The organism is Paenibacillus sp. FSL K6-4396, from assembly GCF_038002525.1.
Lineage (GTDB): Bacteria > Bacillota > Bacilli > Paenibacillales > Paenibacillaceae > Paenibacillus > Paenibacillus amylolyticus_B.
Genome location: NZ_JBBOCR010000001.1, coordinates 1,404,223 through 1,429,175 on the forward strand (window position 1 = coordinate 1,404,223; position 24,953 = coordinate 1,429,175).

28 protein-coding genes are annotated in these 24,953 nt (G+C 48.1%); 27 read left to right on the forward strand and 1 reads right to left on the reverse strand.

Annotated elements, in window-relative coordinates; genetic code table 11:
- Positions 1–4: 4 nt before the first annotated feature.
- The gene (locus MHB85_RS06180; RefSeq protein ID WP_192132991.1) at positions 5–349 is read right to left on the reverse strand and encodes a YfjL-like protein; all 345 of its coding nucleotides are present in this window, start codon (positions 347–349) and stop codon (positions 5–7) included.
- A gap of 444 nt (positions 350–793) precedes the next feature.
- On the opposite strand from MHB85_RS06180, the gene MHB85_RS06185 reads away from it, so the two are divergent.
- The 27 genes from MHB85_RS06185 to MHB85_RS06315 all read left to right on the forward strand — a co-directional run bounded on the left by MHB85_RS06185 (position 794) and on the right by MHB85_RS06315 (position 24,875).
- Positions 794–1,711, forward strand: coding sequence for a hypothetical protein (locus tag MHB85_RS06185; protein ID WP_341072623.1), 918 nt, complete (start codon positions 794–796; stop codon positions 1,709–1,711).
- A gap of 179 nt (positions 1,712–1,890) precedes the next feature.
- Positions 1,891–2,091 (forward strand): hypothetical protein, encoded by a 201-nt coding sequence (locus MHB85_RS06190; RefSeq protein WP_192132995.1) that lies wholly within the window; start codon positions 1,891–1,893, stop codon positions 2,089–2,091.
- Positions 2,091–3,554: a phage tail sheath subtilisin-like domain-containing protein gene (locus MHB85_RS06195; RefSeq protein ID WP_192132998.1), complete on the forward strand. Its 1,464-nt coding sequence runs from the start codon at positions 2,091–2,093 to the stop codon at positions 3,552–3,554. Before MHB85_RS06190 ends, MHB85_RS06195 begins: the two co-directional genes overlap by 1 nt.
- A gap of 49 nt (positions 3,555–3,603) precedes the next feature.
- Complete coding sequence (locus MHB85_RS06200; RefSeq protein WP_036611426.1) at positions 3,604–4,011, forward strand: phage tail tube protein; 408 nt, start codon at positions 3,604–3,606, stop codon at positions 4,009–4,011.
- Between the two features lie 256 nt (positions 4,012–4,267).
- Positions 4,268–4,702 (forward strand): phage tail assembly chaperone, encoded by a 435-nt coding sequence (locus MHB85_RS06205; protein ID WP_192133000.1) that lies wholly within the window; start codon positions 4,268–4,270, stop codon positions 4,700–4,702.
- A gap of 182 nt (positions 4,703–4,884) precedes the next feature.
- Positions 4,885–6,558, forward strand: a complete 1,674-nt coding sequence (locus tag MHB85_RS06210) for a hypothetical protein (RefSeq protein ID WP_341072625.1) — start codon at positions 4,885–4,887, stop codon at positions 6,556–6,558.
- A gap of 54 nt (positions 6,559–6,612) precedes the next feature.
- The gene (locus MHB85_RS06215) at positions 6,613–7,245 is read left to right on the forward strand and encodes a LysM peptidoglycan-binding domain-containing protein (RefSeq protein ID WP_341074202.1); all 633 of its coding nucleotides are present in this window, start codon (positions 6,613–6,615) and stop codon (positions 7,243–7,245) included.
- On the forward strand, positions 7,242–8,231 hold the full coding sequence (locus tag MHB85_RS06220) for an XkdQ/YqbQ family protein (RefSeq protein ID WP_341072626.1): 990 nt from the start codon (positions 7,242–7,244) through the stop codon (positions 8,229–8,231). The genes MHB85_RS06215 and MHB85_RS06220 overlap by 4 nt, the downstream gene beginning before the upstream one ends.
- On the forward strand, positions 8,224–8,634 hold the full coding sequence (locus tag MHB85_RS06225; RefSeq protein ID WP_341072628.1) for a hypothetical protein: 411 nt from the start codon (positions 8,224–8,226) through the stop codon (positions 8,632–8,634). Before MHB85_RS06220 ends, MHB85_RS06225 begins: the two co-directional genes overlap by 8 nt.
- On the forward strand, positions 8,627–9,082 hold the full coding sequence (locus MHB85_RS06230; RefSeq protein ID WP_341072629.1) for a DUF2634 domain-containing protein: 456 nt from the start codon (positions 8,627–8,629) through the stop codon (positions 9,080–9,082). The genes MHB85_RS06225 and MHB85_RS06230 overlap by 8 nt, the downstream gene beginning before the upstream one ends.
- A 4-nt stretch (positions 9,083–9,086) precedes the next feature.
- Positions 9,087–10,226, forward strand: a complete 1,140-nt coding sequence (locus MHB85_RS06235; RefSeq protein ID WP_341072630.1) for a baseplate J/gp47 family protein — start codon at positions 9,087–9,089, stop codon at positions 10,224–10,226.
- A gap of 137 nt (positions 10,227–10,363) precedes the next feature.
- Entirely contained in the window at positions 10,364–10,954 is a 591-nt protein-coding gene (locus MHB85_RS06240) for a YmfQ family protein (protein WP_192133011.1), read from the forward strand.
- On the forward strand, positions 10,954–12,015 hold the full coding sequence (locus tag MHB85_RS06245; RefSeq protein ID WP_341072632.1) for a phage tail protein: 1,062 nt from the start codon (positions 10,954–10,956) through the stop codon (positions 12,013–12,015). The genes MHB85_RS06240 and MHB85_RS06245 overlap by 1 nt, the downstream gene beginning before the upstream one ends.
- A gap of 44 nt (positions 12,016–12,059) precedes the next feature.
- Positions 12,060–12,368: a hypothetical protein gene (locus MHB85_RS06250; protein ID WP_341072633.1), complete on the forward strand. Its 309-nt coding sequence runs from the start codon at positions 12,060–12,062 to the stop codon at positions 12,366–12,368.
- A gap of 95 nt (positions 12,369–12,463) precedes the next feature.
- Entirely contained in the window at positions 12,464–12,898 is a 435-nt protein-coding gene (locus MHB85_RS06255; protein WP_341072634.1) for a phage tail terminator family protein, read from the forward strand.
- 97 nt (positions 12,899–12,995) lie between these two features.
- Positions 12,996–13,232, forward strand: coding sequence for a hypothetical protein (locus MHB85_RS06260; RefSeq protein WP_341072635.1), 237 nt, complete (start codon positions 12,996–12,998; stop codon positions 13,230–13,232).
- Positions 13,232–14,548 (forward strand): phage tail sheath family protein, encoded by a 1,317-nt coding sequence (locus tag MHB85_RS06265; protein ID WP_341072636.1) that lies wholly within the window; start codon positions 13,232–13,234, stop codon positions 14,546–14,548. Before MHB85_RS06260 ends, MHB85_RS06265 begins: the two co-directional genes overlap by 1 nt.
- A 1-nt stretch (position 14,549) precedes the next feature.
- Positions 14,550–15,008 (forward strand): phage tail tube protein, encoded by a 459-nt coding sequence (locus MHB85_RS06270; protein ID WP_017690162.1) that lies wholly within the window; start codon positions 14,550–14,552, stop codon positions 15,006–15,008.
- 171 nt (positions 15,009–15,179) lie between these two features.
- Positions 15,180–15,602 carry a phage tail assembly chaperone gene (locus MHB85_RS06275; RefSeq protein ID WP_341072638.1) on the forward strand — a complete coding sequence of 141 codons (423 nt, stop codon included), beginning with the start codon at positions 15,180–15,182 and terminating at the stop codon, positions 15,600–15,602.
- A 201-nt stretch (positions 15,603–15,803) separates the two neighbouring features.
- Positions 15,804–17,882 carry a hypothetical protein gene (locus MHB85_RS06280; RefSeq protein ID WP_341072640.1) on the forward strand — a complete coding sequence of 693 codons (2,079 nt, stop codon included), beginning with the start codon at positions 15,804–15,806 and terminating at the stop codon, positions 17,880–17,882.
- Positions 17,883–18,578: a LysM peptidoglycan-binding domain-containing protein gene (locus tag MHB85_RS06285; protein WP_341072642.1), complete on the forward strand. Its 696-nt coding sequence runs from the start codon at positions 17,883–17,885 to the stop codon at positions 18,576–18,578.
- A gap of 13 nt (positions 18,579–18,591) precedes the next feature.
- Positions 18,592–19,602, forward strand: a complete 1,011-nt coding sequence (locus tag MHB85_RS06290) for an XkdQ/YqbQ family protein (protein WP_341072643.1) — start codon at positions 18,592–18,594, stop codon at positions 19,600–19,602.
- 9 nt (positions 19,603–19,611) lie between these two features.
- Entirely contained in the window at positions 19,612–19,866 is a 255-nt protein-coding gene (locus tag MHB85_RS06295) for a DUF2577 family protein (protein WP_091016190.1), read from the forward strand.
- The gene (locus MHB85_RS06300) at positions 19,863–20,276 is read left to right on the forward strand and encodes a DUF2634 domain-containing protein (protein WP_341072645.1); all 414 of its coding nucleotides are present in this window, start codon (positions 19,863–19,865) and stop codon (positions 20,274–20,276) included. The genes MHB85_RS06295 and MHB85_RS06300 overlap by 4 nt, the downstream gene beginning before the upstream one ends.
- On the forward strand, positions 20,269–21,327 hold the full coding sequence (locus tag MHB85_RS06305) for a baseplate J/gp47 family protein (RefSeq protein ID WP_341072646.1): 1,059 nt from the start codon (positions 20,269–20,271) through the stop codon (positions 21,325–21,327). Before MHB85_RS06300 ends, MHB85_RS06305 begins: the two co-directional genes overlap by 8 nt.
- Entirely contained in the window at positions 21,324–21,869 is a 546-nt protein-coding gene (locus tag MHB85_RS06310) for a putative phage tail protein (protein ID WP_341072647.1), read from the forward strand. The genes MHB85_RS06305 and MHB85_RS06310 overlap by 4 nt, the downstream gene beginning before the upstream one ends.
- Complete coding sequence (locus tag MHB85_RS06315) at positions 21,870–24,875, forward strand: pyocin knob domain-containing protein (protein WP_192133036.1); 3,006 nt, start codon at positions 21,870–21,872, stop codon at positions 24,873–24,875. It begins immediately after the preceding gene.
- Positions 24,876–24,953: the final 78 nt, after the last annotated feature.

Consider the following 24,953-nt stretch of genomic DNA (forward strand, 5'->3'; position numbering starts at 1 on the left):
ACTGTTATCTCACCATGGGCTCCTCATGTTTGGGATCATCACTGGTATGACTGTACTGCTTAATTTCGCCATTGTTAAAAATGATATATTGATACTTCGCTTTGAGTTCATCCGCGAATGTTACGGAGGCACCGTAAGGTGCTTCAGAACTTTTTGAAGAGTAAGTCCCTTTTACTTCGATAAGCTGTTCGGGGGAGTAACCTTTCTGTTCGATCAGGTAAGTGGTTACCTGTTGTTCAGCATCATTTTTCTTGAGCGGATTACCAAGCAGTCCGAAATAAGCCCAGCAGGATATCCCGAGTATAAATGATAAGACGACAAGTGAAGTGATCTTGAATGTTTTACTCATTGGCATTCCTCTCTGTTTTAAGTAAGTGGCAACGAATTTGATAATGAAATATTAATATATTTGGATAAATTTATCAATTATTTGTTCTTAATTTTAATGCTTACTTAGGTATCCTTTTAAGGATGATTCAAGTATCGTCTTTTTTCCACCCGAACGACTCCCTTAATCGCACCGAAGTCGTACGGAACACCATCCGCGCTAGGGATGAAAGGGTGTAAGATTGTATTATCGGATCAATAACAAGGGACGCACCGAAAGCACATACGCTAATGTACAGACCGGCCAGGTGGCCGGTCTTTTTGATGCGGTGAATGTAGCCCCTGTAATGGTTCGATAGCATACAGACTCTGAGTTAAAAGGGGGAGTCTACTGCTGCTGCACTGTCGCTGCATCGTGTGGGCAGATCTCAAACTTGCAGCCAAAGGGGGCGAAATGAATGTGTCTATGAGAAATGAAATTAGCACTGCCGTGAGTACTAGTAAAGTGAGTACGCTCATTAAAAAAACGCTGAAACAGAAGCTCGCGGTACTTGTTCCAGATTGGGATGGTCGTGTGCTGGATGTACCTGCGTCAGGCGAAGTGTTGGCGGGCCCTTGTGCAGTGGTTGCGTTTGCTGAAGAAGTGCCGAAGTCTACCTGGGCGGGATATCGACGGATCATTAAAATTTCACCATACGTTCGTCCGGAAGATGGCGGCGCTGAACAAGTGGAAGCTTGGTCAGCCCATCTAATCAATGGATTGCACCAGGTAAGACTGATTGACGAAGCAGGTGGAGCCTTCACCTGCATCTATCTGGGTTCTTCAGATAGTGATCGGGTGGATGCAGGGTCTGGTATGCTTACGCGCAGTCTGCGATTCGGAGTGTATGTTCCCGAAGACTCGGGAACTGCTCTCGTTGAAACAGAGGACGCATGTTTAGCTGCGCTTCAAGGCTGGACACAGCAGGAGCTTGGCTCGAACTGGTCGGTATATGGGGATGTATGGCCTGGTGGGTACGAGAAGCCGTCTGTGTTATGGCGATTGGCTGGATGTAGCACGTCTGTGGCGGGGACTTCGGCATTGGAAGTTCGACAACAGTGGATTGGGCATGTGCTCACCGATCATTCGGTGCTAACACGGCAGACCGTTACTCGGTTGGTCCGGCAACTTGCAGTGCAATCTCGTCTTGCCGTCACTGAAACGGGTGGCGAAGAGCAAGAAGGTATCACGCGATATATCACAGTGGATGAAGTCACGGCAGATTTACAGGCAGATGCCTATCTGAATGGTCAGATTCGCCTGACGTTGCAACAGCGAATTCGTCGTCCGGGTACGAATGTACCTTTGATTCGTGAGATTCACCATAGCAAAGGCATGGAGTAAACGTTAGTCGAGAGGAACCCTCTATTAAGAGTGGTTCCAGATTATAGCTTTGAGTAGATTGGTATAGCATCAATAATGTAGCTTCAAATTCATAGGTTCTTAGGATCGAAAATTCATAGGTTAAGCTTAAAGATCAACGATTCACGAAATCAGTAGTCCAACAATGAGGTGAGATGGCCATGGCAAGCTCAGTGAAAAAAAGCAAACAGGCAGCCCCGCGGTATACACGGGCAGAATTGATGAATCATGCAGAAGCCCTCTTTGCCGTTAAGGCAGAGGTGCTGTACGGTGCGCTGTACGAAGCGGCGCAAGAGACGTTTTCCATTGAAGAAACGCAAGAACGAATTAACCAATTTATGAAAGCGAAGGTGAAGGGATAATGGCAGGTGGAACTTGGGAGCAAACAAATCGTCCGGTCCTTCCGGGCTTATATATGAATTTTCAGGCGGCAGCATCCTCGGCCATTCAAGCGGGTACGCGGGGGACGGTCGTTGTGCCAATCAAGGCCAACTGGGGTCCGGTAGGGACTTTTGTTGAGGTAGGAAGCGAAGCGGCGATTGAACGTATTTATGCGGCGAATGTGCTGGATAACGGTACGGCGTATACGTCCTTGAAGCTCGCCCTGTTGGGTGGGCCGAAGAAGTTGCTCGCTTATCGGGTAGCAAGTGCTGCGGCCAAAGCAGCTACGCTATCTTTGAAGGACAGCAGTGATGCCAATGTGCTGCAACTGGATGCGAAGTATCCGGGGGATCGTGCAAATGGATTCTACGTCACCATCCAGCCAGGTGTGATTGATAATACGAAACATGAAGTGCGCCTTTTTGAAGGTAACCGGATGTTGTATGCGCTCCTGACAGCGGATATTACAGCAGCTTCTCTGGCAAAAGAGATTAACGCGGATGAACGAAATGTCTGGGTGACAGCGCAGGCGATTGGCGATGGTGCAGGTGTAGTTGCAACTGTTGCGGGTGCGGCACTCAAAGGCGGCGTAAGTGGTAACGATGACTTGACCAATGCAGAGTACATTGCTGTACAGGGTGAGTTGGAAGGGGAGCAATTCGACGTCTTGGCTTTGGATCAGGCTGCTGATGCACCTCTGCTTGCGAGCTTTGCGGCATGGGTGAAACGTGTGCGTGGTGAAGGCAAGCCGGTGATGGCTGTGTTTGGCGGTTCCGCAGCGGATGATACCTCTGCTACAGCAGCACAAAAAGCAGCAGCACGTTCGCTTGCGCTCAACCATGAAGGTGTAATTAACGTTGGTACAGGCGTGCGTCTTGGAGATGTATTCTACAGCTCGGCGGAAACGTCCGCCTATGTCGCGGGACTGATCGCCGGACAACGTCTGAACCAATCCACCACTTACGCAGCTACACCGTTCGATGATGTGACACGTCGCTGGACGCGTGCAGAACAGGAGCAGGCAGTACAGAATGGTGTATTTATTTTCTTCCATGATGGACGTCAGGTGAAAGCACTTCGCGGTGTAAACACACTAGTAACGCCGGCCGCTGGACAGAATAATGCGTGGAAAAAAATTCGTTCCATTCGTGTGTTGGACGCCATCAACACGGATCTGCAACGCTCCGCGGAAGATACGTATATCGGTAAAGTAAACAATACCGAAGAGGGTCGTCAGGCACTGATTAGTGCCATGAAGGCCTATTTGGCGCTGCTCGCACAGAGCAATGTGATTGAAGCTGACGGTTATGATGTCATTCTCGATCCGGCGTATTATGGCACTGCTCCAGTTCTCAAACCGGAAGCGGATCAGGTATTCCTGCAATGGAATGTGAAGCTGACCGATGTGATGGAGCAGTTGTTTGGTACATTTTACGTGCAATAAGGTTGTGTGGAAGGAAAACGCGATTTTTAAATTTTAAGGAGGAAAAAATATGTTGGATGCATCAAGAGTGATTCTCGGTACCCATGGTCAGCTGCATATCGATGGTGTGTGGCAGACAAACATTAACAAGTTGGAAGCGAGTGTGGAGATTGAAAAGCGTGAGCTGAACCTGGTCGGGAACGACTGGAAGGTGCACAAAAACGGTGCGAAAAAAGGAACAGGCACGATGACGGGCTACAAAGTCACTTCGGATATGATCCAGCGCGGCTTCACCAAATTCGAGATTATTTCCAAGCTGAACGACCCTGAATCGTATGGACATGAGAGTGTATTGCTGAGAGGTTGCATGGTGGACAAAATCCAGCTTGCCAACTGGACAGCGGGTGAGGAAGTACCGGAGGAAACGGGCTTTACGTTCGAAGGATTTGAGTTACTGAATCCAATTGTGGCAAACTAAAAAGGATTTTAATGGAGGCCGAGATGATCTCGGTCTCTTTGTTGTCTACTTAAAGAAAATTTAGTATCTACACGGTAACGGAGAGGACAGAAACAACGTGAAGAAGCGGAGCGTTCGCCTTTATCCCCGGATTTTCCCTTGAAGAGGGGAATCAAAAAAATCTGGGGATAACAGCGATCGGAAGGTTATTCTGTCATCGGAGTGGCTAGTGTAACATTATGATTGCCAAATGTGAACAAGAAGGAGATAACGCCAGATGAGTATGAATGAAAATATGTCCGAAGAACAGATTTTGGATCAGTTGTTTGAAGCAGCAGAACGTTTGCCAGAGGAGAATGTGCGCATTCAGCGTCTGGATCTGCTGTTGACCTTGCGTGGACTGACGTCTTCCAAAGTGGATCACATTCGCGAACGCTGTACCATTCGAAAAACGACCAAAGGCCGCACCGAGGAAAAGGTGGACACCGAAACGTTTAACGCGCTGCTCATTTCTGAAGCAACCGTGAAATTGAAGGTCCGCAGCTTGGAACTGTCTGGCTGGGGAGACACTCGCATTACCGACCGCATGAAGCTGTCTGGTGGCGAACAGGCAGTACGTCGTATGTTGCTGGCTGGTGAATTGGATGCCGTAGGCGATAAAGTGCTGGAGCTGTCCGGCTTTGGTGTGGAGATTGAAGACCTAAAAAACTGATTCACTCCGGCGGGATGACCACGTTCCTGTATCACATGTGGGTGCGTCATCATCTCCGGCCCGGAGAGTTCTGGTCTTTGCCACGCGGGGAGCGCTCGCTGTTAATTGCGTTCTCGGAAGAGGAAATGTCAGCGATAACTTCGCAAATGAATCGATAACGAAATAGGACAGGAGGTGAAAAAATGGCAGAAATGATTGTAGGTTTGTCCAAATCCAACACACAAATGAAGACGACACTTCGTTACCTCGATCAAATCCAGCGATCCACTGACCGATTAAACCGGGTTCGCTATCAGGGACTGATCAAAGTAAACAATGAGCTGAGAATGACTGGGCGCAGACTGGAAAGTATCTATAGTACCGCTGTACGCTTGAGTCGATTGAGAATCACACCAACGATTGGTCTTAATGATCAAGCTACTCCAGTACTCCATGGTTTGATTGGGAAAATGAAACAGATTCGTTCTAAGCTGTTGCACGCTACAGCCAAAGTACAGTTTAAAGTCAGACATCAAATCTCAGGAGTATCCGTTAATGTAAATTCTCAGCCACTGATGGATGCTTTAAATACGAATACGATATCAATTCTTAAGCTTAGTGCCAAACTGGATTCTCTTAATATTGCAGCAGGAGGAAAAGAGGAGAAACCGAAAACTTTTTTGCAGAAGATGAAAGGTATGTTTGATCGTGGGAAATCAATCTCATCTGGTGTGGGGAAAGTCTTTGATGCAAGAAATAGTGGGAAGAAGCTATGGAAAGAAATCACAACACCTGCCACACCGGGGAATAAATTGAAAAAGGCGTTCAAGGTTACAAAACGTGGGGCAAAGTTTGTGAATGATTTCTCGTCCGCAGGGTCCGATTTGATCGGTGGATTCGATGGATTGTGGGGCGATGTAAAAGGTCTCTTTGGTGCAGGTGGAAACGGAAGTGGGGCAGGAGGCAGTGGTGGGTCTGGCATCATAAGCAAGCTTGGTGGCAACCTCGTTAAAGGAGCGGGAAAATTGTTCGCACCACTCCGTATGTATAACAATATTAAAGAACTTGCAAGCGCCCCACCTGAGGATCGTGCTCGTGCGGTGGGTTCGGTTGCTGGTAATGCAGTAGGAACAGCTATTGGTACCGTACTTGGCAGTGTAATTCCAATTCCGGTGGTTGGGAACATGCTGGGCGGTTCAATAGGCGGTTGGCTGGGTGAAAAGGCAGGCGGTTGGCTGGGTGACAAGGTAGGTGGATTCCTAAAAAACAACGCGGAAGACATCTCAAAAGTAGCAAAATTTGCTTCTGAGGGAGCGAGTTACGTGGCGGAGAAAACGACGAATTTGTTCAATGGGGTTGCAGGTTTTTTTGGTTTCGGTTCTAAAAAGGAAGAGCAGACCGCCCCAGCCGCAGCGGTCATAACGTCACCCTCAACACCTGTAGCAACGCAGACACCACCCCCTCCACCGATAGCACCTCAGATGCCGCCTCCATACAGGCCGGCAGTTCTATCGATCACCGGTCCAGAAGCCTACATGAACAATCGATTTGGTTCACCTACGGCTGCGGGTCTTATGGGAACAAGTGTGATGCAATCCCAAGCGGTAGCAATGAATAACGCAGGTCAACCCAATGAGAAAGCTTCGCCGCTCACAGTGCGTATTTCCGAAGATCAGATGAGCAGTCTGTCCGGATACTTGAAGGATTTCAAAACGGAAACGACGAACCAGATTGCTGTGAATATTGCACCGGGTACGGTACAAGTGACCGTTCGGGAGAACGCTATTGATTATGACGCAGTTTCTCACCAGGTGGGGCAACGGATCTCTAACGAGTTCCGCCGTGCGATGCAAAATCGCAAAACGATTATGGCCTAAGCAGAAAGGAGGCCGTGTATGTCTGTACTTAAAGATGAAGTAGGGCCTAACGAAATGTCATTTACGCTGAAGGATGGCGGCACTCCATTTCAATTCCCGGTGAACCCGGAAGAGGTGAGTATCTCCAGGTCCAAAGGGTATGAAACGATTAATATGCTGGAGCATGGCGAGTTTGATTTTGCGCAGGGGGAGAAGGTAAAGGAGATCACCTTCTCTTCTTTTTTTCCAAAACGATATGATCCGTCCTATTGCATGGATGAAAAATATTTTCTGGATCCACGCGTGGCGATGAATGTGTTGAACACTTTTCTCATATCCAAAAAGCCACTGCGTTTCATCATCTCCGAAACCGGAGTAAACGTTCCTGTATTTCTTGTTTCGCTTAATTCGAGCTTTCGCGGCGGGGAGACGGGAGATATTTATTTCGACCTGACCCTGCGAACCTGGCGGGATTCCAAAGTGGAAAAGGTGGGTTCAGGGGCAGCCGCAAGCAAGTCCGGTTCACGTACCGATCTGAAAAAAAGTAGCAAGACGTACACCGTCAAAGCCGGGGATTCTTTGTCCAAAATAGCTAAGCTTGAACTCGGAAATAGTTCCAAATGGAACGAGATTTACAAGCTCAATACGAAAATCATTGGCAGTGATCCAAACCGGATCAAGCCCGGACAAAAGCTGGTGATGCCATGACCTACAAGGTCATTGTCGATGATAAATATGATATTACCAAGTTGGTTGAGACGATTACGCTGAAGGATTCGCTCGACCAGATCGCCTATCAGGCGAACATAAGGCTGGCGGTGTCGGCATCTTCCGGTCTGCCGGCCATTTCACCGGGGATGGCGGTGCGGATCAGTGGGGTTCCTTTTGGCGAAAAGTCGAAGGTACATCTGCTGCATCCAGCGGTCATTTGGGAGGCGGAAAGCTCCAATAGTGGCACCAAGCGTTTGTCCCTCACGGTCTACGACCGCATGATTTATCTTGAAAAATCAGAGGACGAATTCCTGTTTCCCAAGGATCAGACCGCTGTACAGCGGCTTAAAGCGTACGCCAAGGAATGGAAAATTCCTCTGGCTGCTCTGCCGGAGATCAAGACCAAGCTGGGTAAGGCGGTGTATCGGTCGCAGACCATATTTGCGATGATATTTGCCGATCTGAAAGAAACGGCTAAGTCCGGGGGAGATATGTATCATCCGCGGATGACGCCTGGTGGGCTGCAATTGTTTAAGATAGGCAGCAATACAAAGGTACACGCGCTGGATCGGCTAATAGATCTGACGCAGTTGCGGACACTCGAAGGCGCAGTCACGAAAGTAAAGGTGATGGCAGCGTCTGAGTCCAGCGGTAGTGGCAAAGAGGTACCTTCGAAAGTGCTGGCGATTGAGCAGAGTGATACGGAGCAGCTAGGTACGTTGCAAAAACTGATCGAGGATGATCAGGTGAAAACAGCCGCCGCCGCGAAGAAGCTGGCAAAAAGCAAGCTGACGGGGATTCAGGAGACTTTTACGATCTCCGCACCGGATGTAAATACGATTCGCGCCGGGGACGCAGTGCTGTCAAAAGGGCTGAAACTGATCGTCATGTCGGTTAGCCGTGATCTGTCTGCCGGACCTGGAACGATGACGTTGGAACTGGGGACAGCCGAGCTGGTGAAAAGGAGGTATTACCTTGAATAAAGATGATCCATATGGGCATTTTGCTGATGTCATGCGGGGGGCGATGAGTACACATTCTCGTCAGGCTGTAAGCGGGCTGGGCGCGGTACTGGGTACGATGACCTCATCCGGTGTGAAGCTGGATGATTTCAAGCACGAAGTGCAGGATTATCTCGTGGCCGAGTTGCCGGGCACGCTTGGACTGCCGGAGCGCGAGGCTGCTGGCGCGATTTCCGGTATATCTGACGTGGCAAACGGCGGAACGACGGGCACGGGACGGTTTCTTTTGCAAGAAGAGGAAGTGGAAGAAGCGGTGTGGTCTCTTGGTAAAGGATTGAAAGCGGGAGATCGCGTACTGGCGATGCGGGTGAATGGCGGTAACGACATTGTGGTGCTGTGTAAGGTGGTGAGTGCCAATGCCTAGTTTGTTCCCGGAAACGGGTGTGGTCTGGGGAGATGAGGAGGATCTGTCGGGGGCGGCTTCGGAAGAGGTGCGCTTTGGGCGAAGCTGGCGATTCGATTACGATGCAGGAGATTTTGTGCTGACTCCAAGTGGCAAAGTAGCTGCGGCGGGTACACACGAAGCCTGGGTGCAGTGGTGCATTAAGGCCGTAAAAACGCCAAGGTACAGACATGTGATCTATTCCCGGAACTACGGTTCGGAATTGGAGGATCTGGTGGGGCAGGGTGACAGTCGGGGCGTGATGGAAAGTGAGATTACCCGGATGGTGACGGAGACGTTGCTGGCTGATCCACGCACGGATTTGGTAGACCAGTTCACGTTTGATTGGAATAGGGAACAGTGCATGTTCTCCTGCCGGGTGGCGAGTGTGCAGGAAGAGATGTTTATTCTGGAAAGTGAGGTGATCTGACGGGATGGCTGAGATTCCGCGTTATTTGGAGGACCAGACGGAGGAACAGATTATGCAGCGCATGCTGGATCGTCTGCCCGCGGATCTGGATAAGTCGGAAGGGTCGTTTCTGTGGGATGCGGAGGCTCCGGTAGCGTTTATGCTGTCTGAAGCGGCTTTGTGGGCACAGGAATTACTTCGGCGGGGGTTTGCAAGTACGGCTGCGAGCAGTGATCCGAATTTTCGTTCGGAAGAGCTGGATCTGCGGGCGGGAGAGCACGGCATCACACGGCGAGCTGCGGTGGCGGCACAAGGTGCGGTGAGGTTCGTGGGTACTCCGGCTAAAGTGGTGCCTGCGGGTACGGTCGTGGCTACGCTCGCGGATGAAGTGTCTGCTGAAGCTTCGCTCGAATATGAGACAATGGGACGTTTCGAACTGGATTCAGATGGTTCCGGGGTGGTAGGCGTGCGAGCGCTTGTTGCTGGAAAAGAGAGTAATGTGCCTGCGGGCACGGTAACTGTGCTCTCTACACCTGTAAGTGGCGTGACTTCTGTCACGAACGTTGAGGTGATTAAAGGCGGTGCGGATATTGAGGCCGATATGGCACTGCTGGAACGCTTTTATGCCAAAGTCCGCAACCAAGGAACCAGCGGCAACAAGTCGCAATATGTGCAATGGGCCAGTGAAGTACCAAGTGTAGGTGCAACGCGGGTTATTCCGTTATGGCAGGGGCCAGGCACGGTGGGATTGTATCTGTTAGACACAGACAAACGTGCTGCGGGTACCGATCTGGTAGCAGCGGTGCAGAAGTACGTTGACCCAACGCAAGATGGACAGGGTGAAGGCGTGGCACCGGCAGGGCCAGTGGTGTCCGTGATGCCAGCCGAGGAAGTGCCGATGAACATTCATGTGAAGCTAACGCTGGCAAGTGATGCGACGTTGGTCGATGTACGGTCATTGATCGAACGCGGGGTGACCGCGTATTTGAAACAGCTGGCTTTTGCCGATCCACTCGTTCGTTACACTCGCATTGCCGCGATTCTGTTGGATATTCCGCCGATTATTGACTATTCGGAACTGACCGTGAACGGTGTGAGTGACCAGAATATCGAGATGACCGCGAGTCAGGTCGCCGTTCTGGGGGCGGTGGATGTGCATGAGTAGTGTTGGACAGATGGTGGATGAGGAAGTAGTTAGCGAGTGCAGAGACCGAGGAAGATTGGGAGAAATACGCCGATCTGGGTTGGATCTGGTGAGCGAGACGCTCCATGATGATGTGCAAGGAAGGGAGGGGACAGGGCATGAGTGCTCCTTCTATTGTAGATGTTGGACTGACGAGTGAGAAAGGGCGGGAATTGTTCTCGTATTTGCCAAGGTACTATGAGACTTCTCGTGTAATGCAGGCCGATATGCAGGCCAAAGGCACCGAGATGGATCTGTTGTACCAGGCGTTGGATGAGACGCTGGAGCAGTTTTTTGTCCGCACGGCGACGTGGGGGCTGGACTTCTGGGAACAGGAGCTTGGCATTGAGACAGATCGTCTCAAACCTCTGGAGCAGCGGCGTGCGGTGGTGGAGTCGAAGTTGCGCGGGGCAGGAAAGTTTTCGGGCAGGCAGGTTGCGAATGTGGCTGAGGCGTATGCCGGGGGCAAGGTGGATGTAACTTTTCAGCCGGAAGCGTGGAGTTTTACGGTGAGTTTTGTGGATACGATGGGCATCCCGCCCAATATCGATGATCTCAAACGTGCGATTGAAGAATTGAAACCGGCCCATATGTCCGTGGAATATGAGTATCGCTATCTGATCTGGGACGATCTGGACAAGAAGCAGAAAACATGGGATGAACTGGACGCCGCGTCCTTGACGTGGAATGAACTGGAGGTGTGGGCGTAATGCCAAAAGAAACGGATCGACTGAAATTGCCTCTTCCCTTGGGGAACGAGACCGTGACCCGGGAGAGTATAAATGGGATTTTTGAAAAGATTGACGCAGGCGTTGCGGCGCAATCGGATTTGGATACGCTTCGTGAAGCGGTGAGCAAGATGGATATTCCTGATGCGTCGTTGACGCAGAAAGGGAAGGTGCAGTTGTCTGATGCGATTAATAGTACAGTCAAGGACAGGGCAGCAACGCCAAGTGCGGTTAAGTTGGCATACGACGAGGCAACAGCGGCAAAGCAGCTTGGAGTTGAGCAAAAGAATAATGTGGCGGCCACTCTCAACTCCATTGGTGTAACGGCATCCACATCAGAGACATGGACGCAGTTAATTAACAAGATGTCGGGGGTGATCAAAGCTACTGGAAATGCTGTTCCAGCGCAAGTGCTGGCAGGGGCAAGTTTTAGCAATGCCTCCGCCAATGGACGCACTGGTACAATGCCTAATCGTAGCGCTCAGGACCATCATCAACCAGCAGTTAATTCGACTGTTTGGCCTGGAGATCGTATTTTTTTGATGCCTCCTGAGGGGTACTTTTCTGGCGCATCATGGGTATATGTACTGGCTCCTGATTTACGTCCTGAGCATATTTTAAGCGGTAAAAATATATTGGGAATGGTCGGAACTGCCGTGCCGGGAATTCAGCCGGGAGATACATTGAATTTTGGGTGGACAGGGAAGATCATAAAGTGGCCACCAGCCGAAACATGGGTTTCCTATTACCGACTTACTTTTACATATGCTGGACGTTATCGAATCTCGTATATAACTAATCCAGGTGGTGGAATAGCTTCTCACCGCTACAGATGTAATATTTTTTCAGACGGAGTACCAATAGGAACCGAAAGAGAGACTGCTTCTTTTCAAGGAGATATCACGTATACGGAAGAATTAAATATTCGGTCAGGTCAGGTTATCGAGATTAGATCTATTTGTAACTATGATTCCAGACCATTCGAAGTGAAGGGTGTTTATGTTCGGACTGGTGTTGGATTTACAGGTGTGGAATTACAATAGCGAGGAGATACACAAGTGATTAAAGTTCAGTACAAGAACAGGATGTGCGTCTAAGTATTATAGAAAAATACAAAGAAAAGTTTCTGATTGAGGATCAAGTGTTGGCTGAAGGGAATTTCTTAAAATTTTCAGAAACTAAACCAACACTGCCGATTGTTCATATAAGCGTGCCGCAGGAAGAGTATGAAACTTTGAGGCAAGATAACGCATTACTGAAAGCTCAGAGCAAGGTGCTTGCGGAACGAGCTGCATTCACAGATGACGTTATCGCTGAAATAGCAATAGTGTTTATAAGTGATTCAGCGCCTATTGATATGGCTTCTTCTTGGCGTCGTCTTTTATATCGGAAATGAGCCCTGTCCAACATTAAAAATGAGGGATCGAATACTAGTACTGTTAGATAGGAAGACTAACTTATTTCAAATTTCAACCCCAAAGGAGGTGAACCATGACCACAAACCAACTAACCATAGCCATAGCAGCAACACTCTTGAAGCTTTTCCCTAACATCTCGATCCACGCTGGGACTGGCACAACAAGCCCCAACCCAGATACCAAAGGCATCACCTACCGCCTGCTTTCCGCCCAACTCACCAGGGAGCGTAGCGATCGCTTCGTGCAATATCACGCCTTTGAAATTCGCTGGCTAGAAGCAGATAATATCCCAGCCACCCTACCGGACCAGCTGTTCGAAGCATTGGAAACCATCAACGTGGAAGGTACCCCCTATCGCGCAACGGAACTGCGTTGGGAGACGGAGAACGATACTCCGCGAATGCTGGTGTACTACACCATGCGAACCACCAAAGTGTCGGAGTCCGCCGCCGTTACCATGCAACAACTGGAACAGCAACCTACCGTACTTAAAGCTACAAGAGAATAACTATATTAGTTCAACATAACGATGGTTATCCTGTCCTTGAATTGGTCAGTATAGCTATTTTTTTATTGAACTTAACTAACCGAATGAGGGGATCAGTATGAAAGGAATAGGAGGCGCATTGGCGATGTTTACAAAAAAAGAACCAGACCTTAAAAAACCGGAAGTTCAACAGAAAAACAATCAAAAATACAGCAAAGTACAGTTCGCCGAATCGCAGCAATTTAGCCGGATGGAGAAAGATATCTTGGCGGCAGTTCTGCTGGAACAACCAACATACACCTTACAAGAAGCACAGCAGCACATCCAACAATTTATGAATGGGGAGGCACAATAATGGCTGGAGGAACATGGACGACACAAAACAAGGTACGCCCCGGCGTATATATGAATTTTGCATCGGAGGGCTCATTGCCGGGTACGGTAGGGGAACGGGGAACGGTGGCTTTGGCACTTCCATTGTCATGGGGACAAGCTAGCACAATCTTGACGGTACAAGCAGGTGAAGATGTACAGGCCAAATTGGGTTACGACTGGACAGCACCTCAACTGCTGCTCATCCGCGAAGCTTTGAAACGGGCACAGACCTTACTTCTTTATCGACTGAATGCAGGTACCAAAGCCAAGGCAACTTTGGATAAACTGACAGTCACAGCCCAACACGGCGGCGTACATGGTAATGATCTGGCTGTTGTAATCTCCGCAAATATCAATGAACCGGAAAAATTGGATGTCTCGACTTTGCTGGCGGGTAAAGAAGTGGACAAACAAACTTCATCCACCATCGAAGCTCTGGAATCCAACGCATACGTCACATTTACTGGTGAAGGTGCACTTACAGCTACAGCGTCACTTCCACTAACAGGTGGCTTGGATGGTACAGCAACGAACCAGGACCATTCCGATTTCCTAACCAAGCTAGAGGTGCTGGATTTTAATACGGTCGGTCTGATCTCAGACGATGCCACACTCAAGTCAGTCTACACAGCTTACATCAAGCGTTTGCGTGATACCGAGGGCAAGAAGGTGCAACTGGTTCTGTCCGATTATCCGGCAGCAGATCATGAGGGTATTATCAGTGTCAAAAATGGTGTTGTGCTCGCAGACGGTACCGTTCTTACGCCAAAACAAACGGTAGCATGGACTGCCGGTGCAACAGCGGGAGCTAACCTGAATGAATCCCTGACGTTCCGTGCGTATGACGATGCCGTGGATGTGAACGGACGATTGACACACAGCGAGACAGAAGCAGCCATGCGTAATGGTGAGTTTGTGTTTACAGCGAGCAGCAACCGTGCGGTGGTAGAACAGGATGTAAATACATTCCGTTCGGTGACACCGGATAAGGCACGTCATTTTGCCAAAAACCGTGTTGTCCGTGTACTCGATGGTATCGCTAACGACATGAAACGGATCTTCGAGTCCTACTACATCGGCAAAGTGAACAACAACGAAGATGGGCGCAGCCTGTTCCGTTCCCAATGTGTGACTTATCTGAAGCAACTTCAAGATATTGGTGCCATTCAAAATTTTGATTCCAAAACAGATATCACTGTTGCTCCGGGCAATGAAACCGACAGTATTCTGATCGAGATTCAGGTCCAACCTGTGGATTCCGTTGAAAAAGTATATATGAAAGTGAAGGTGGTTTAAGATGGCATTTTTGAAAGCAAGCGACACAATCTCCGGCCAGGAAGGCCGCGCATACGCAACGATTAACGGACAGACGGAAGAAATGTTCTATGTGAAGACACTGGAAGCAACGGTAGAGAAACAAAAAGCAGAGGTCAAAACGTTGGGCCGCCGCGGTGTACAGCACAAAGCAACCGGTTGGTCTGGCTCGGGTTCCATGACGATCTTTTATACCACATCCCGTTTCCGCGAGCTGATGCTCCAGTACATGCAGAATGGTGTGGACACGTACTTCGACATTGAAGTGACCAACGAAGATCCTTCCTCTACGATTGGCAAACAGACCGTGACCCTCAAAGGCGTCAACCTCGACAGTGTGATCATGGCATCTCTGGATACCGAGGCTGAGGCGTTGGAGGAAGAAGTGAGCTTTACTTTTGAAGATGTCGATATGCCTGTATCGTTCAATCTTCCTAAGTAATTTAGCGTGGAAAGCATAGTAATTTAAGATTTATAAACAGTTTAACTTAGCAGCGGGTTTGTAAAAGAAACCTGTTCAACTTGCCTGTGTTACGGGCTATTAGGCGTGTCAACATTCTGCTCTTCGCCGCTTCTTGCGGCGGGGAGCCTAACTTTAGAGGAGGAACAATACATGAGTGGATTGAGTATGTTTTTTTCCCAAAATGCAGCAACGGATACAACGGAGGAGTTTATCGTATCCCCCCGTTTCAAGGATGAGAAAGGCGAGCCGGTTGCCTGGAAACTGCGCAGCATGACCGAGGACGAGAACCAGGAATGCCGCAAGGCGGCTACCCGCAAAATCAAGGGCAAGAACGGTGTCTACACACCCGACATCGATGCGAATGATTACATGGCTCGCCTGATGAGCGCAAGTGTAGTATTTCCCGATTTGAAAAACGCAGAACTCCAGCGTTCATATGGCGTGATGGGGGCGGAATCACTTTTGCGGAAAATGCTGTTGCCTGGGGAATTTGCTTTGCTTGGCGAACAGGTCCAGAAGCTGAACGGCTTCAATCAGGACATGAACGAACTGGTGGATGACGTAAAAAACTAATTAAAGAGGGCGATTCCGAAGCCAATCTGGCTTATTACGCTCTCCATGAATTAAACATTTTGCCGCATGAGCTAATGGCCTTCTCCATGCGAGAACGAGCGGCCATCTATGCAATGATCTCCATCCGGGTGGAGGAAGAGAAGAAAGAACGGTCCAAGAGCCGCGCCCGGAAGAAATAAAAAGGAAAGGAGGGAGAAATGAATGTCCGATACAAGTATCAATGTAATCAATCCTCCGTCCATGAATACCCTGATCAATAATCTAAATCTGGTTCAAGTAAGAACAACCGAGATCCTTAATAATTTCAACCAGATTAATCGAATTAATTTAAACCAATTCAACCAGACGAATATATCCAACCATTTTAATGAAGTAAACCAGCAAATGAATGTAACGATTAATCTGATGGAAAAGTTGGAGGATACGGCTGATGATACAAGCAATGCTTTGGGTGATAATCTGAGCAAACTCTCCAAGTGGATGCAAATGGTAAAGTCCGCTGGAAGTGTTGTGTTAAAAGCTGCTGCTGAACAAGAAGACTTCAAATATCGTTACATGGTTGCCGCAGAAGATCCGGTGCTCGGGGAAAGCATCTATAATAAGTATCGAGATCAAGCCTCCAAGAGCGGTCAGGATGTTAATGATTCGCTTAAATCTTCTCTGGGCTTCTTGCCTTTGGCACAAAATACAGGGCAGGTAGATCAGCTAAATCAACTAACTGAACGCTTGAGTATGTTGTCACCGGATGGACAAAGTCTGTCAGATGCGTCTGGTGCCATTGTTAGTGCCATGAATGGCGATAACGGAGATTTGGCTAGTCAGTTTAACATCCCAGAAAGTGCATTGACCGGGGCTGGATTAGGCGAATTTATTCAGACTAAAGACCTTGACGGTTTTATACAAGGATTGCAGACGGTTCTTGAAATGCAAGGTTACACACAAGAAGCCTTTGATACAATGCTGGATTCTCCATTGCAAAAATGGACGGCTCTCGTGAATCAGTTCAATGGAATACTATCTGAAATCGGCACAAGAGCTTTGGAAGTTTTATCTCCTGTGCTTGACCGATTAAACGAAGCCATAAGCTCAGGTCAGTTCAGTGCTTTCATCGAATGGATTGGTGGGGCCTTCGCAATTATTGCTCAAGTGGTGGCATTTATCGTGGATGGGTTCATCAATTTTGCTACAGTTGTGCAAGAAAATTGGGCTATCATAGCACCTATTTTGACTGCTATTGCTATGGTGCTGCTTTACAACATGATTATCTCACTTGGCATTGTGATCGCTGAAGTGTTTTTGCTTGCTGTAGCATGGTTGGCTGTAAACTGGCCTATATTGCTGATCATCGCAGCAATTGCTGCAATGATTATGATTTTCCAAATGTTCGGAGCAACCGGTACCGATATTCTCGGGGCTATTATTGGTACATTTATGATGCTTGGCGAGATCATCAGAGTGGTAATTGCTACCGTGTGGAACATATTTGCTTCATTGGCAGATTTTTTGATTAACCTTTTTATTGATCCTGTCTATGCAATCCAAAAGTTGTTCTATGATTTAGGCATGTTTGTTTTACAAACTCTTTACAATGTTATGGTAGGTATCGAGGATTTTCTTAAAAGAGCTGTAGGGGCCATTAGCGATGTTGCTTCATTTATCAATGATACCTTTGGTACGAACCTGAGTGTGATGTCCGAATCGGATATTAACATTGGCAGCAAGAACATTAAGAGTTGGATGGACACTCTGAAGTCTATGGAGCCACAGAGCGACAAAAATGTATTTGAGTCTATACGAATGGACGGAGAATATAATCCCAGTGTATATGGGGAGGGTCAGATAAAGGCTGAGGAGTGGGTTTCTAAGTTCTCTTCCAACCCGAAGGACGATTCCAAGGATAAAGGTCTACCGGGTAATTTTGGCAAAGACTTCACACCCGAAATACCAAAAACACCTCCTATGCCATCGATGCCAACTGCACCTACTTCCACCGTTGTTCCCAACAGCAACATGAGTAACATCAATAAAATCAACAATATCGGACAGGTGGACAAGATCGGTGACGTGGATGGCACAGTGGATGTAACGAGTGAGGATCTGAAACTGATGCGTGAGCTTGCCGAGATGCAGGCGATTCAGCGATTTGTCAGCCTTACGCCAACTGTTCAGGTTACTACGGGTGATATCAACAGCGGACATGATGTGGACAGCATCATCAGCAAAATCACCGATGGACTGAACAGTCAGATCGTCTCCAGTGCCCAGGGGGTGTATGGATAAGTGGAATATTATATTCAACTCAGCTACAATAACCGCTCCGAATACATGTTTTTCCCGGTGACACCAGAGAGCATTGAGTTTTCGGATTCGGGAGACGGCAGTTCGTTTAACGTGAGCGCTTTGGGTGAAATTAACGTGATCAAGTCGCCGAAGCTGCGAGAAGTCAGTTTCAGCGGAATCTTTCCGGCAGACTACAGTCCGTATCATCTGAACTACGATGCAAGACATCCGGCAATTCAGAAACAGTTTTACCGTGATCCCTATGAATATGTGAAAAAGATCATCCGCTGGATGCAGACGGGCAGACCCGTCAGGCTGTTCTTTTCCAGTGCGAGGTATACCATTAATATGGCGGTTTCCATCGAGAGCTTCGACTGGAAGGAGACTGCGGGTAAGGTGGGGGATATCCAGTATGATATCAAGCTGAAGCAGTTCATTTTCTATGCCGCCAAAAAAGTAGTGCCGCTCAAGGACAGCAAGGATAATGCTGCTTCGAAAACAAAAACCAAAGCTTCCCGGCCCAATGAAAAAATCCAGCCCAAGACCGTCACACTCAAAGCTGGAGACTCCTTGTGGTCTGTAGCCAAAGCCCATCTGGGGGATGGATCTCGCTGGAAAGAGCTGCAGAAGCTGAATGGCATCAAAGATGCACAACTGAAGAAGCTGCCGATTGGACTTGTGATCAAGCTTCCGTGAAAGGAGAGGGAATATGCAAGAGCAGATCAGGTTGGATGATAAGCTGGTCAACATGAAGGAGCGGTTATTGCTGGATGACAAACTGGGCAACATCTGGGACATTAGCGAAATTGCTGGTGACATTACATACAAAACCTCCCGCATCGGCAAGCCTTCCTCTCTGGAATTCACGTTGATCAAGGGCAGTCTGTACCAAAATAAGAAATTCACCTATGAGAATGGATATGTTGTGAAATATCTCAGCAACGAGGTAGGCATATTTTACGGGTATATCTTCTCGGTGGATAGCGGCAAGGACGAAAGTGTCAAAATCAAAGCCTACGACCAGACTCGTTATCTAACCGCGAATCAGACGTACAAGTTCGTTAACGCAACGGCTACGGATGTGATCAAACGAATTGCCAAAGACTTTCTGTTGAAAACAGGTGATCTGATCCAGCCAAAATACGTTATTCCGCGCATGGTATTTGATAACAAAAAGCTGATCGACATGATCTGTGAGGCGCTCGACCGAACGCTGATCTATGGTGGTAAAAACTATATCTTCTACGATGATTTCGGCAAGCTTGTGCTTCGGGATGTGGAAGAGATGCCTTACGGCTTTGTTATTGGGGATAACAGTCTGCTCACGGATTACAGCTATACGCGATCGATTGACGACCAGACGTATAACAAGATCAAGCTGTATCGGGATAACAAGGATACGGGAAAAAGAGAAACCTATGTTCATCAGGATTCAGGCAGCATCCGTCAATGGGGGCTGCTTTTTTTGTACCAAAAAGCGGATGATGGCCTGAACGAAGGTCAGATTGATGAAATGCTCAAGACCCTGATGACCCTCCGCAATCGCGAGACACAGACACTGAAAGTGGATGCGCTCGGCGATTTCAAGGTGAGGGCAGGCAGTTTTGTCAACATCCAGATCGATAAACTGAAGATTAATCAATATTTTCTGGTAGACGAATGTACGCATAAGGTACAAGGCGGCGTGCACACGATGTCACTGGATTTGAAGGTGGTGTAACGATAAATGATGCTGGACGTGATTAAAAAGGCGGCGTTGGCCGCTGTAGATGCCAAGTCTCCCGTTCAGGTAATGTACGGAAGCGTGACAAACACACAGCCTCTGGAGATCACCGTTGAACAACGGTTGGCATTGGCTGAGCCTTTTCTGGTACTGCCAGAATCCGTAGTGAACAAAGCTTGGACCGTGGGTGACCATGTCTTGTTGTTACGTGTTCAAGGCGGAGACAGCTTTGTTGTGTTGGATCGGCTGGTGAATCCATGATTCCACAGGGTGCGCAGATTAGTGCAGAAGATCAGGAAGAAGCTGCTGTACTTCCAAGTCTGACGTATGTACTTCAAACTTCGGGACAGCGAATTGGAAGGCTGCAGCTGGATGGAAAAGATGCGGTAAAACAGGCGGTGTACAAAGCGTTGTCCACACGCCGCTACGAACATCTAATCTATTCCGCGGATTACGGCATGGAATGGTCCTGGGAAGGAATGGCTGGGAGATCCATGGTTGAATCGGAACTGGAACGATGGATCCGCGAAGCGTTGCTTCCGGATGATCGCATTTCGGATGTAACCGAGTTTGAGTTTGTCCACGAGGCTGACGGGGTACGTGTTTCTTTTACCGTGGAAACGGATTTTGGCAGCTTCAGGGAAGAGACGGAGGTGAACATGGATGTATGAAGAGCAGACGTTTGAAGTTATTTTAAACCGAATGCTGGATAGGGTACCAGATGGTGTGGATAAACGTGAAGGCAGCATTATCTATGATGCGCTTGCGCCTGCGGCTGTGGAAATGGCTCAGATGTATATCGAGCTGGATGTGAACGCCAATCTGAAGTTTGCAGATACAGCATCTGGAGAGTATCTGGATCGCGCGGTGGCTTGGTCTGGCATTAGTCGAAAAGCGGCCACGAAGGCACGTTGGGCTGGAAGTTTTCGGGATAACGAAGGTAAGCCTGTTGAGGTTCCTTTGGAGAGTCGTTTTTCCACGGGGGATCGGGTGTATGTTGTTGTGGAGCGCGTCGCGGCAGGGCGATATGTGTTGGAGTGTGAAGTCGCGGGAGCGGAAGGTAATGAATATACGGGAGCACTGCTACCCATCGATTATATTGCTGGCCTGACGACAGCTGAATTGACAAATTTGCTGGTTCCTGGAGAAGACGAAGAAACGGATCAGGCTTTGTATGACCGCTATCAGGACAAAGTTTCCCGTCCGGTTACGAGTGCCAACAAATATCAGTATGAGTTATGGGCACGGGAGAACTCTGGTGTTGGCAAAGCCAAAGCTTTTCCACTATGGGATGGTCCGGGTACAGTCAAATTGGCATTGCTGAATAACGAAATGCAAACACCGGCTGAGGCGGTTATCGAGGCAGTGCAGGAATATATCGATCCAACCCAGGATGGAATGGGCGAAGGTGCTGCTCCAATCGGACCTGTGGTCACAGTAGTGGGAGCGGAAGAGATACCTATTGATGTGGAGGTACAAGTCACGCTTTCTTCCGGTTCAACGTACGAGGGCGTGAAGACACTGATTGAAACGGGAGTTACGGCGTATTTGAAAGAACTGGCTTTTGCCGATCCGTTAGTTCGTTGGACACGTATTGCCAATGTCATTCTGGATATCCCGCCTGTGATCGATTATAGCGATCTGTTGGTGAATGGTGGTATGTCCAATCTGGAGATCGCCCCCGGCGCAGTAGCCGTTCTTGGGACGGTGAAGGTGACATGAGTAAAGCAGAGGTATTAATGACTCTTTTGCCCCCGTTGTATGAAAATGTGCTGGAGATGCAGCTTCTTACAGAGACCGAAGGTGTTGAGCTGGACAAGCTTACGGTGGGTTTGGAAAGTGTGCTGGACCAATTCTACCCGGAGTCTGCGACCTGGGCATTGGAACGTTATGAGCGGGATTTGCAGATTCCGACGAATCAAGCCAAGCCGGATGATCAGCGGAGATCCGTAATCATTTCCAAAATGCGCGGCAGCGGCAAAGTCTCTGGCTCCATGCTCAAGAACGTGGCGCAGGCCTACGAAAGCGGCGGGATTGATATATCCGTATCGCCAGAGGAGTACTTGATCCGAATCCGATTCATCGACACATGGGGCTTGCCGCCCAATCTGGACGATCTGAAGGCAGCGATTGAAGATATCAAACCGGCACATATGACCGTGGAGTACCGTCTGCGGTATTTGACGATTGCGGAGGTTGAAAGCATGACGCTGGAGGAGATCGAACAGACCCGACAGGATAAATTTGCAGGAGGTGGAGCTTAAATGAATGAACCGAAAACACCGAATCTTGGTTTGAATAAGATTGACCGTTCCTCGCCATCTACGACCTATTTTGATCTGGATAAGTATTTGGATCAGAACTGGGAGAAGGTTGATGAAGGTGTAGGGCAAGTGGAAGAAAAGGCTGAGGAAACCGCAGCACAGGTGAGTAGTATTCAGGAGCGGTTGGATACCGAGAAGCGTAGATCGGTGACGTTGGAGCCTGGATTGCAGATCATTAATGCGGAGCGTGCCTCGGCGTTTAAGTTGGAAGGGTTGAAGGGCCGAACGCTTGTGAATTTGTTGGGGCGTGATGGTGGGTGTGAAAGTACCGTTCGGTGGCTGTTGTTTCAAGGCGCAGCCTCAATAGATCAAGCAAACAAGACCGAAGGCTCCAACGGAATTAAGTTAACGGTTACCTCGGGTGCTTTTGCTACGGCGACAGCTGTAAGTAAGATCAATGCCAAAGCAAATAAGTTCTATATTGCTGTAGTATACACCAAAAACGGCAATGCGACGAACGCATCCTTTTATGCCAGTGGCTTAACGGCAACTAAAGGCGTCAATTCCACTGCCAATGCTACTAAATTCGTCCCTTTGTGGAGGGCATATGCGCCTACATCGGATGTCGTTGCATCAGTTATTGTACAAACCAATGGCAGTGCTACAGGTCAATACGCTTATTTTGATGGTGTGAGATTTTATGAAATCACCGCAACTGAGTACGCTGCACTGGACAGCATGACGCCGGAACAGGTAGGTGCAAAGTACCCATATGTCGATAGCGTTCAGCCAGTTCGAAATCCTTACGCGATTCGTTACGGCGAGAATTTGCTGCCACCGTTTTATGAGGCTACTTATAGGACTAAAGAATCCAATATTATCGGTCCTTATACGTATGAACAAACGGCAGAGTCGACAGACGGGTGGACGCGTCTGTCGGTTACTGTCCTCCCACAAACGGACTATTGCCTGTCATTTTCAGGCTTGAATGGTAAGGGGAAGTTAGCCGTTTTTTCGGCTGACGAACAGACTCTGCTCCTTAGTTACGGACAGGGAGAAAGAACGTTCAATAGCGGTAAGCTAACGCAAATTGTTGTGTACATTAACGGGACAATCGACGGCGCCGATACAATCCTTAACCCGATGCTCAATATCGGCAAAACAGCCAAACCGTTCAAACCACGTGAGGACGTCATGTTCGCGTTGCAAACTGATCTATTCGCCGATCCAGTAACAGGGGCGAATGCTGACGAAGTATTCGAGAAGGACGGGCAGTATTTCAAACTGGCGAAATGGAGGCGGGTTGTATTAGACAGCACACTCTCTTGGAAACCGGGGCAGTTAATGACCGGGTATAAAAAGGTTTATATCACTCCGTATGACGTAACAAACACATTACTAGTAAGCAAATTCGATGGTAGTTTGTTAGGTAATGCTGCTGGTAGTGAAATTGACTACGGCGGCGATAGGTTCTTTGTTAACCTTGCGACTAAAGTATTTGAGGTTTCAATACTCAACGCAGATAGTGGATGGGGGAACGACTATCTCCCGACAGCCGACGAGGTTAAAGCGTATTTCATGGGTTGGAGGATGTTTCCTTACGAACAAGGAGGTAGCGTTCCAATTCCTCCGTACAATGGAACTGGAACGAAGGCGTGGGTACAATTAGATCCAACTTCTTCAACAGGAGTTCAATCTGGGGCGTGGACTATGACATTACCTCAATCTCTTACAACAAACGTGGCATGGAGTCCATATCAACTCGTCTATCAACTTGCAACGCCGATTGTCGAGCCGATCATGTCAGAGGGACAATTGACGTTTATTGAGGGCAATAATCAGATTGAGGTCGGAACGGGGAATGTGTTGCGTGAAGCAACAAAGCCTGCATTATCGACTCAATGGAGCACTTACGAAATAAACTCATTGAATGCGGGCGGAGGAGTTGCGTCAAACCCACTAAAATACAAAGCTAAAAAGGTTATGACGATTTATAAAAATGGTCTGTCGGACAAGTGGGAAAGGTCTAAGGATGCGAACAGTTACGGACTTGAACGTGCATATCAATCAGTTCCATTGTTCGATTCGTTAGCAGCCTATAGAGTTACATACCTGATGATGGACACATCTCCGGTAGCGTCATTTGTCGGCTCAGTCGCAGACAACGAAAAGGCGTTGCTTATGAATCTGACTGATACCGTGCAGCAGAATGTGGCAGCCCTATCCATGTTAAAAATTGCTATTCCAAATGGAGATACGCTTAAAAACTACGTAGACAATAAGCCATGGCAGAAGTACAAAATTACACAGGATAACGGTAGCGTTATTCAACTCGCCCACAGTTCTGACTTAAATAATATCAAGACTGGTGGACAGTACGATTGTTTCAACGCTATAAATGGACCAGGTGGTGTGGCTAACGCTTGGTTTTACGTCGAAGTCCTTGTGCATTCAAACGCACCAACTCATGTAATTCAACGTGCATCGAGATTGGATACGCATAATACACCAACGTTATACATGCGAACATGTATGGATAATATATGGAGCGCATGGAGTCCTGATGTTTTTCAATCTGGCGTTAATGCTAAAAATGGGATCGTGGATGCCGTTAACGCCATGGGAGGTAGTGCATCCATAAATGACACATGGTCAACATTAGCAAACAAGATAAAGCAAATTAAAACTGGTAAGCAATTTGCGACAGGACAATTTGTTATAGGCTCGAATGGAACTGGTTCAGTGAATGGATTGGCATTTAAGCCGCGCCATATAACATTTGCAAATGCTACTAATACTCCAAACTATATTTATTATGGTATCTACAGTGAAGAATCACCAAGGAATAACTATAGTACTGGTGATACACGTGTTCTTAACAGAGTGGTTGGTTTAGATAACGGCTTGTCTGTTGATGATAAAATCATACCCACTGTAAATGGTTTTAATGTGAGTGGCACAGGAATAACAGATCAAAGGACATACAACTATTTTGCAACAGAGTAGCGGTCTCCCAATAGTTTTATAGTTCGGCATATGAAGAATTTGCCAAAAGAAATTAAAGTCTTAGCTTTATAAGTTCAC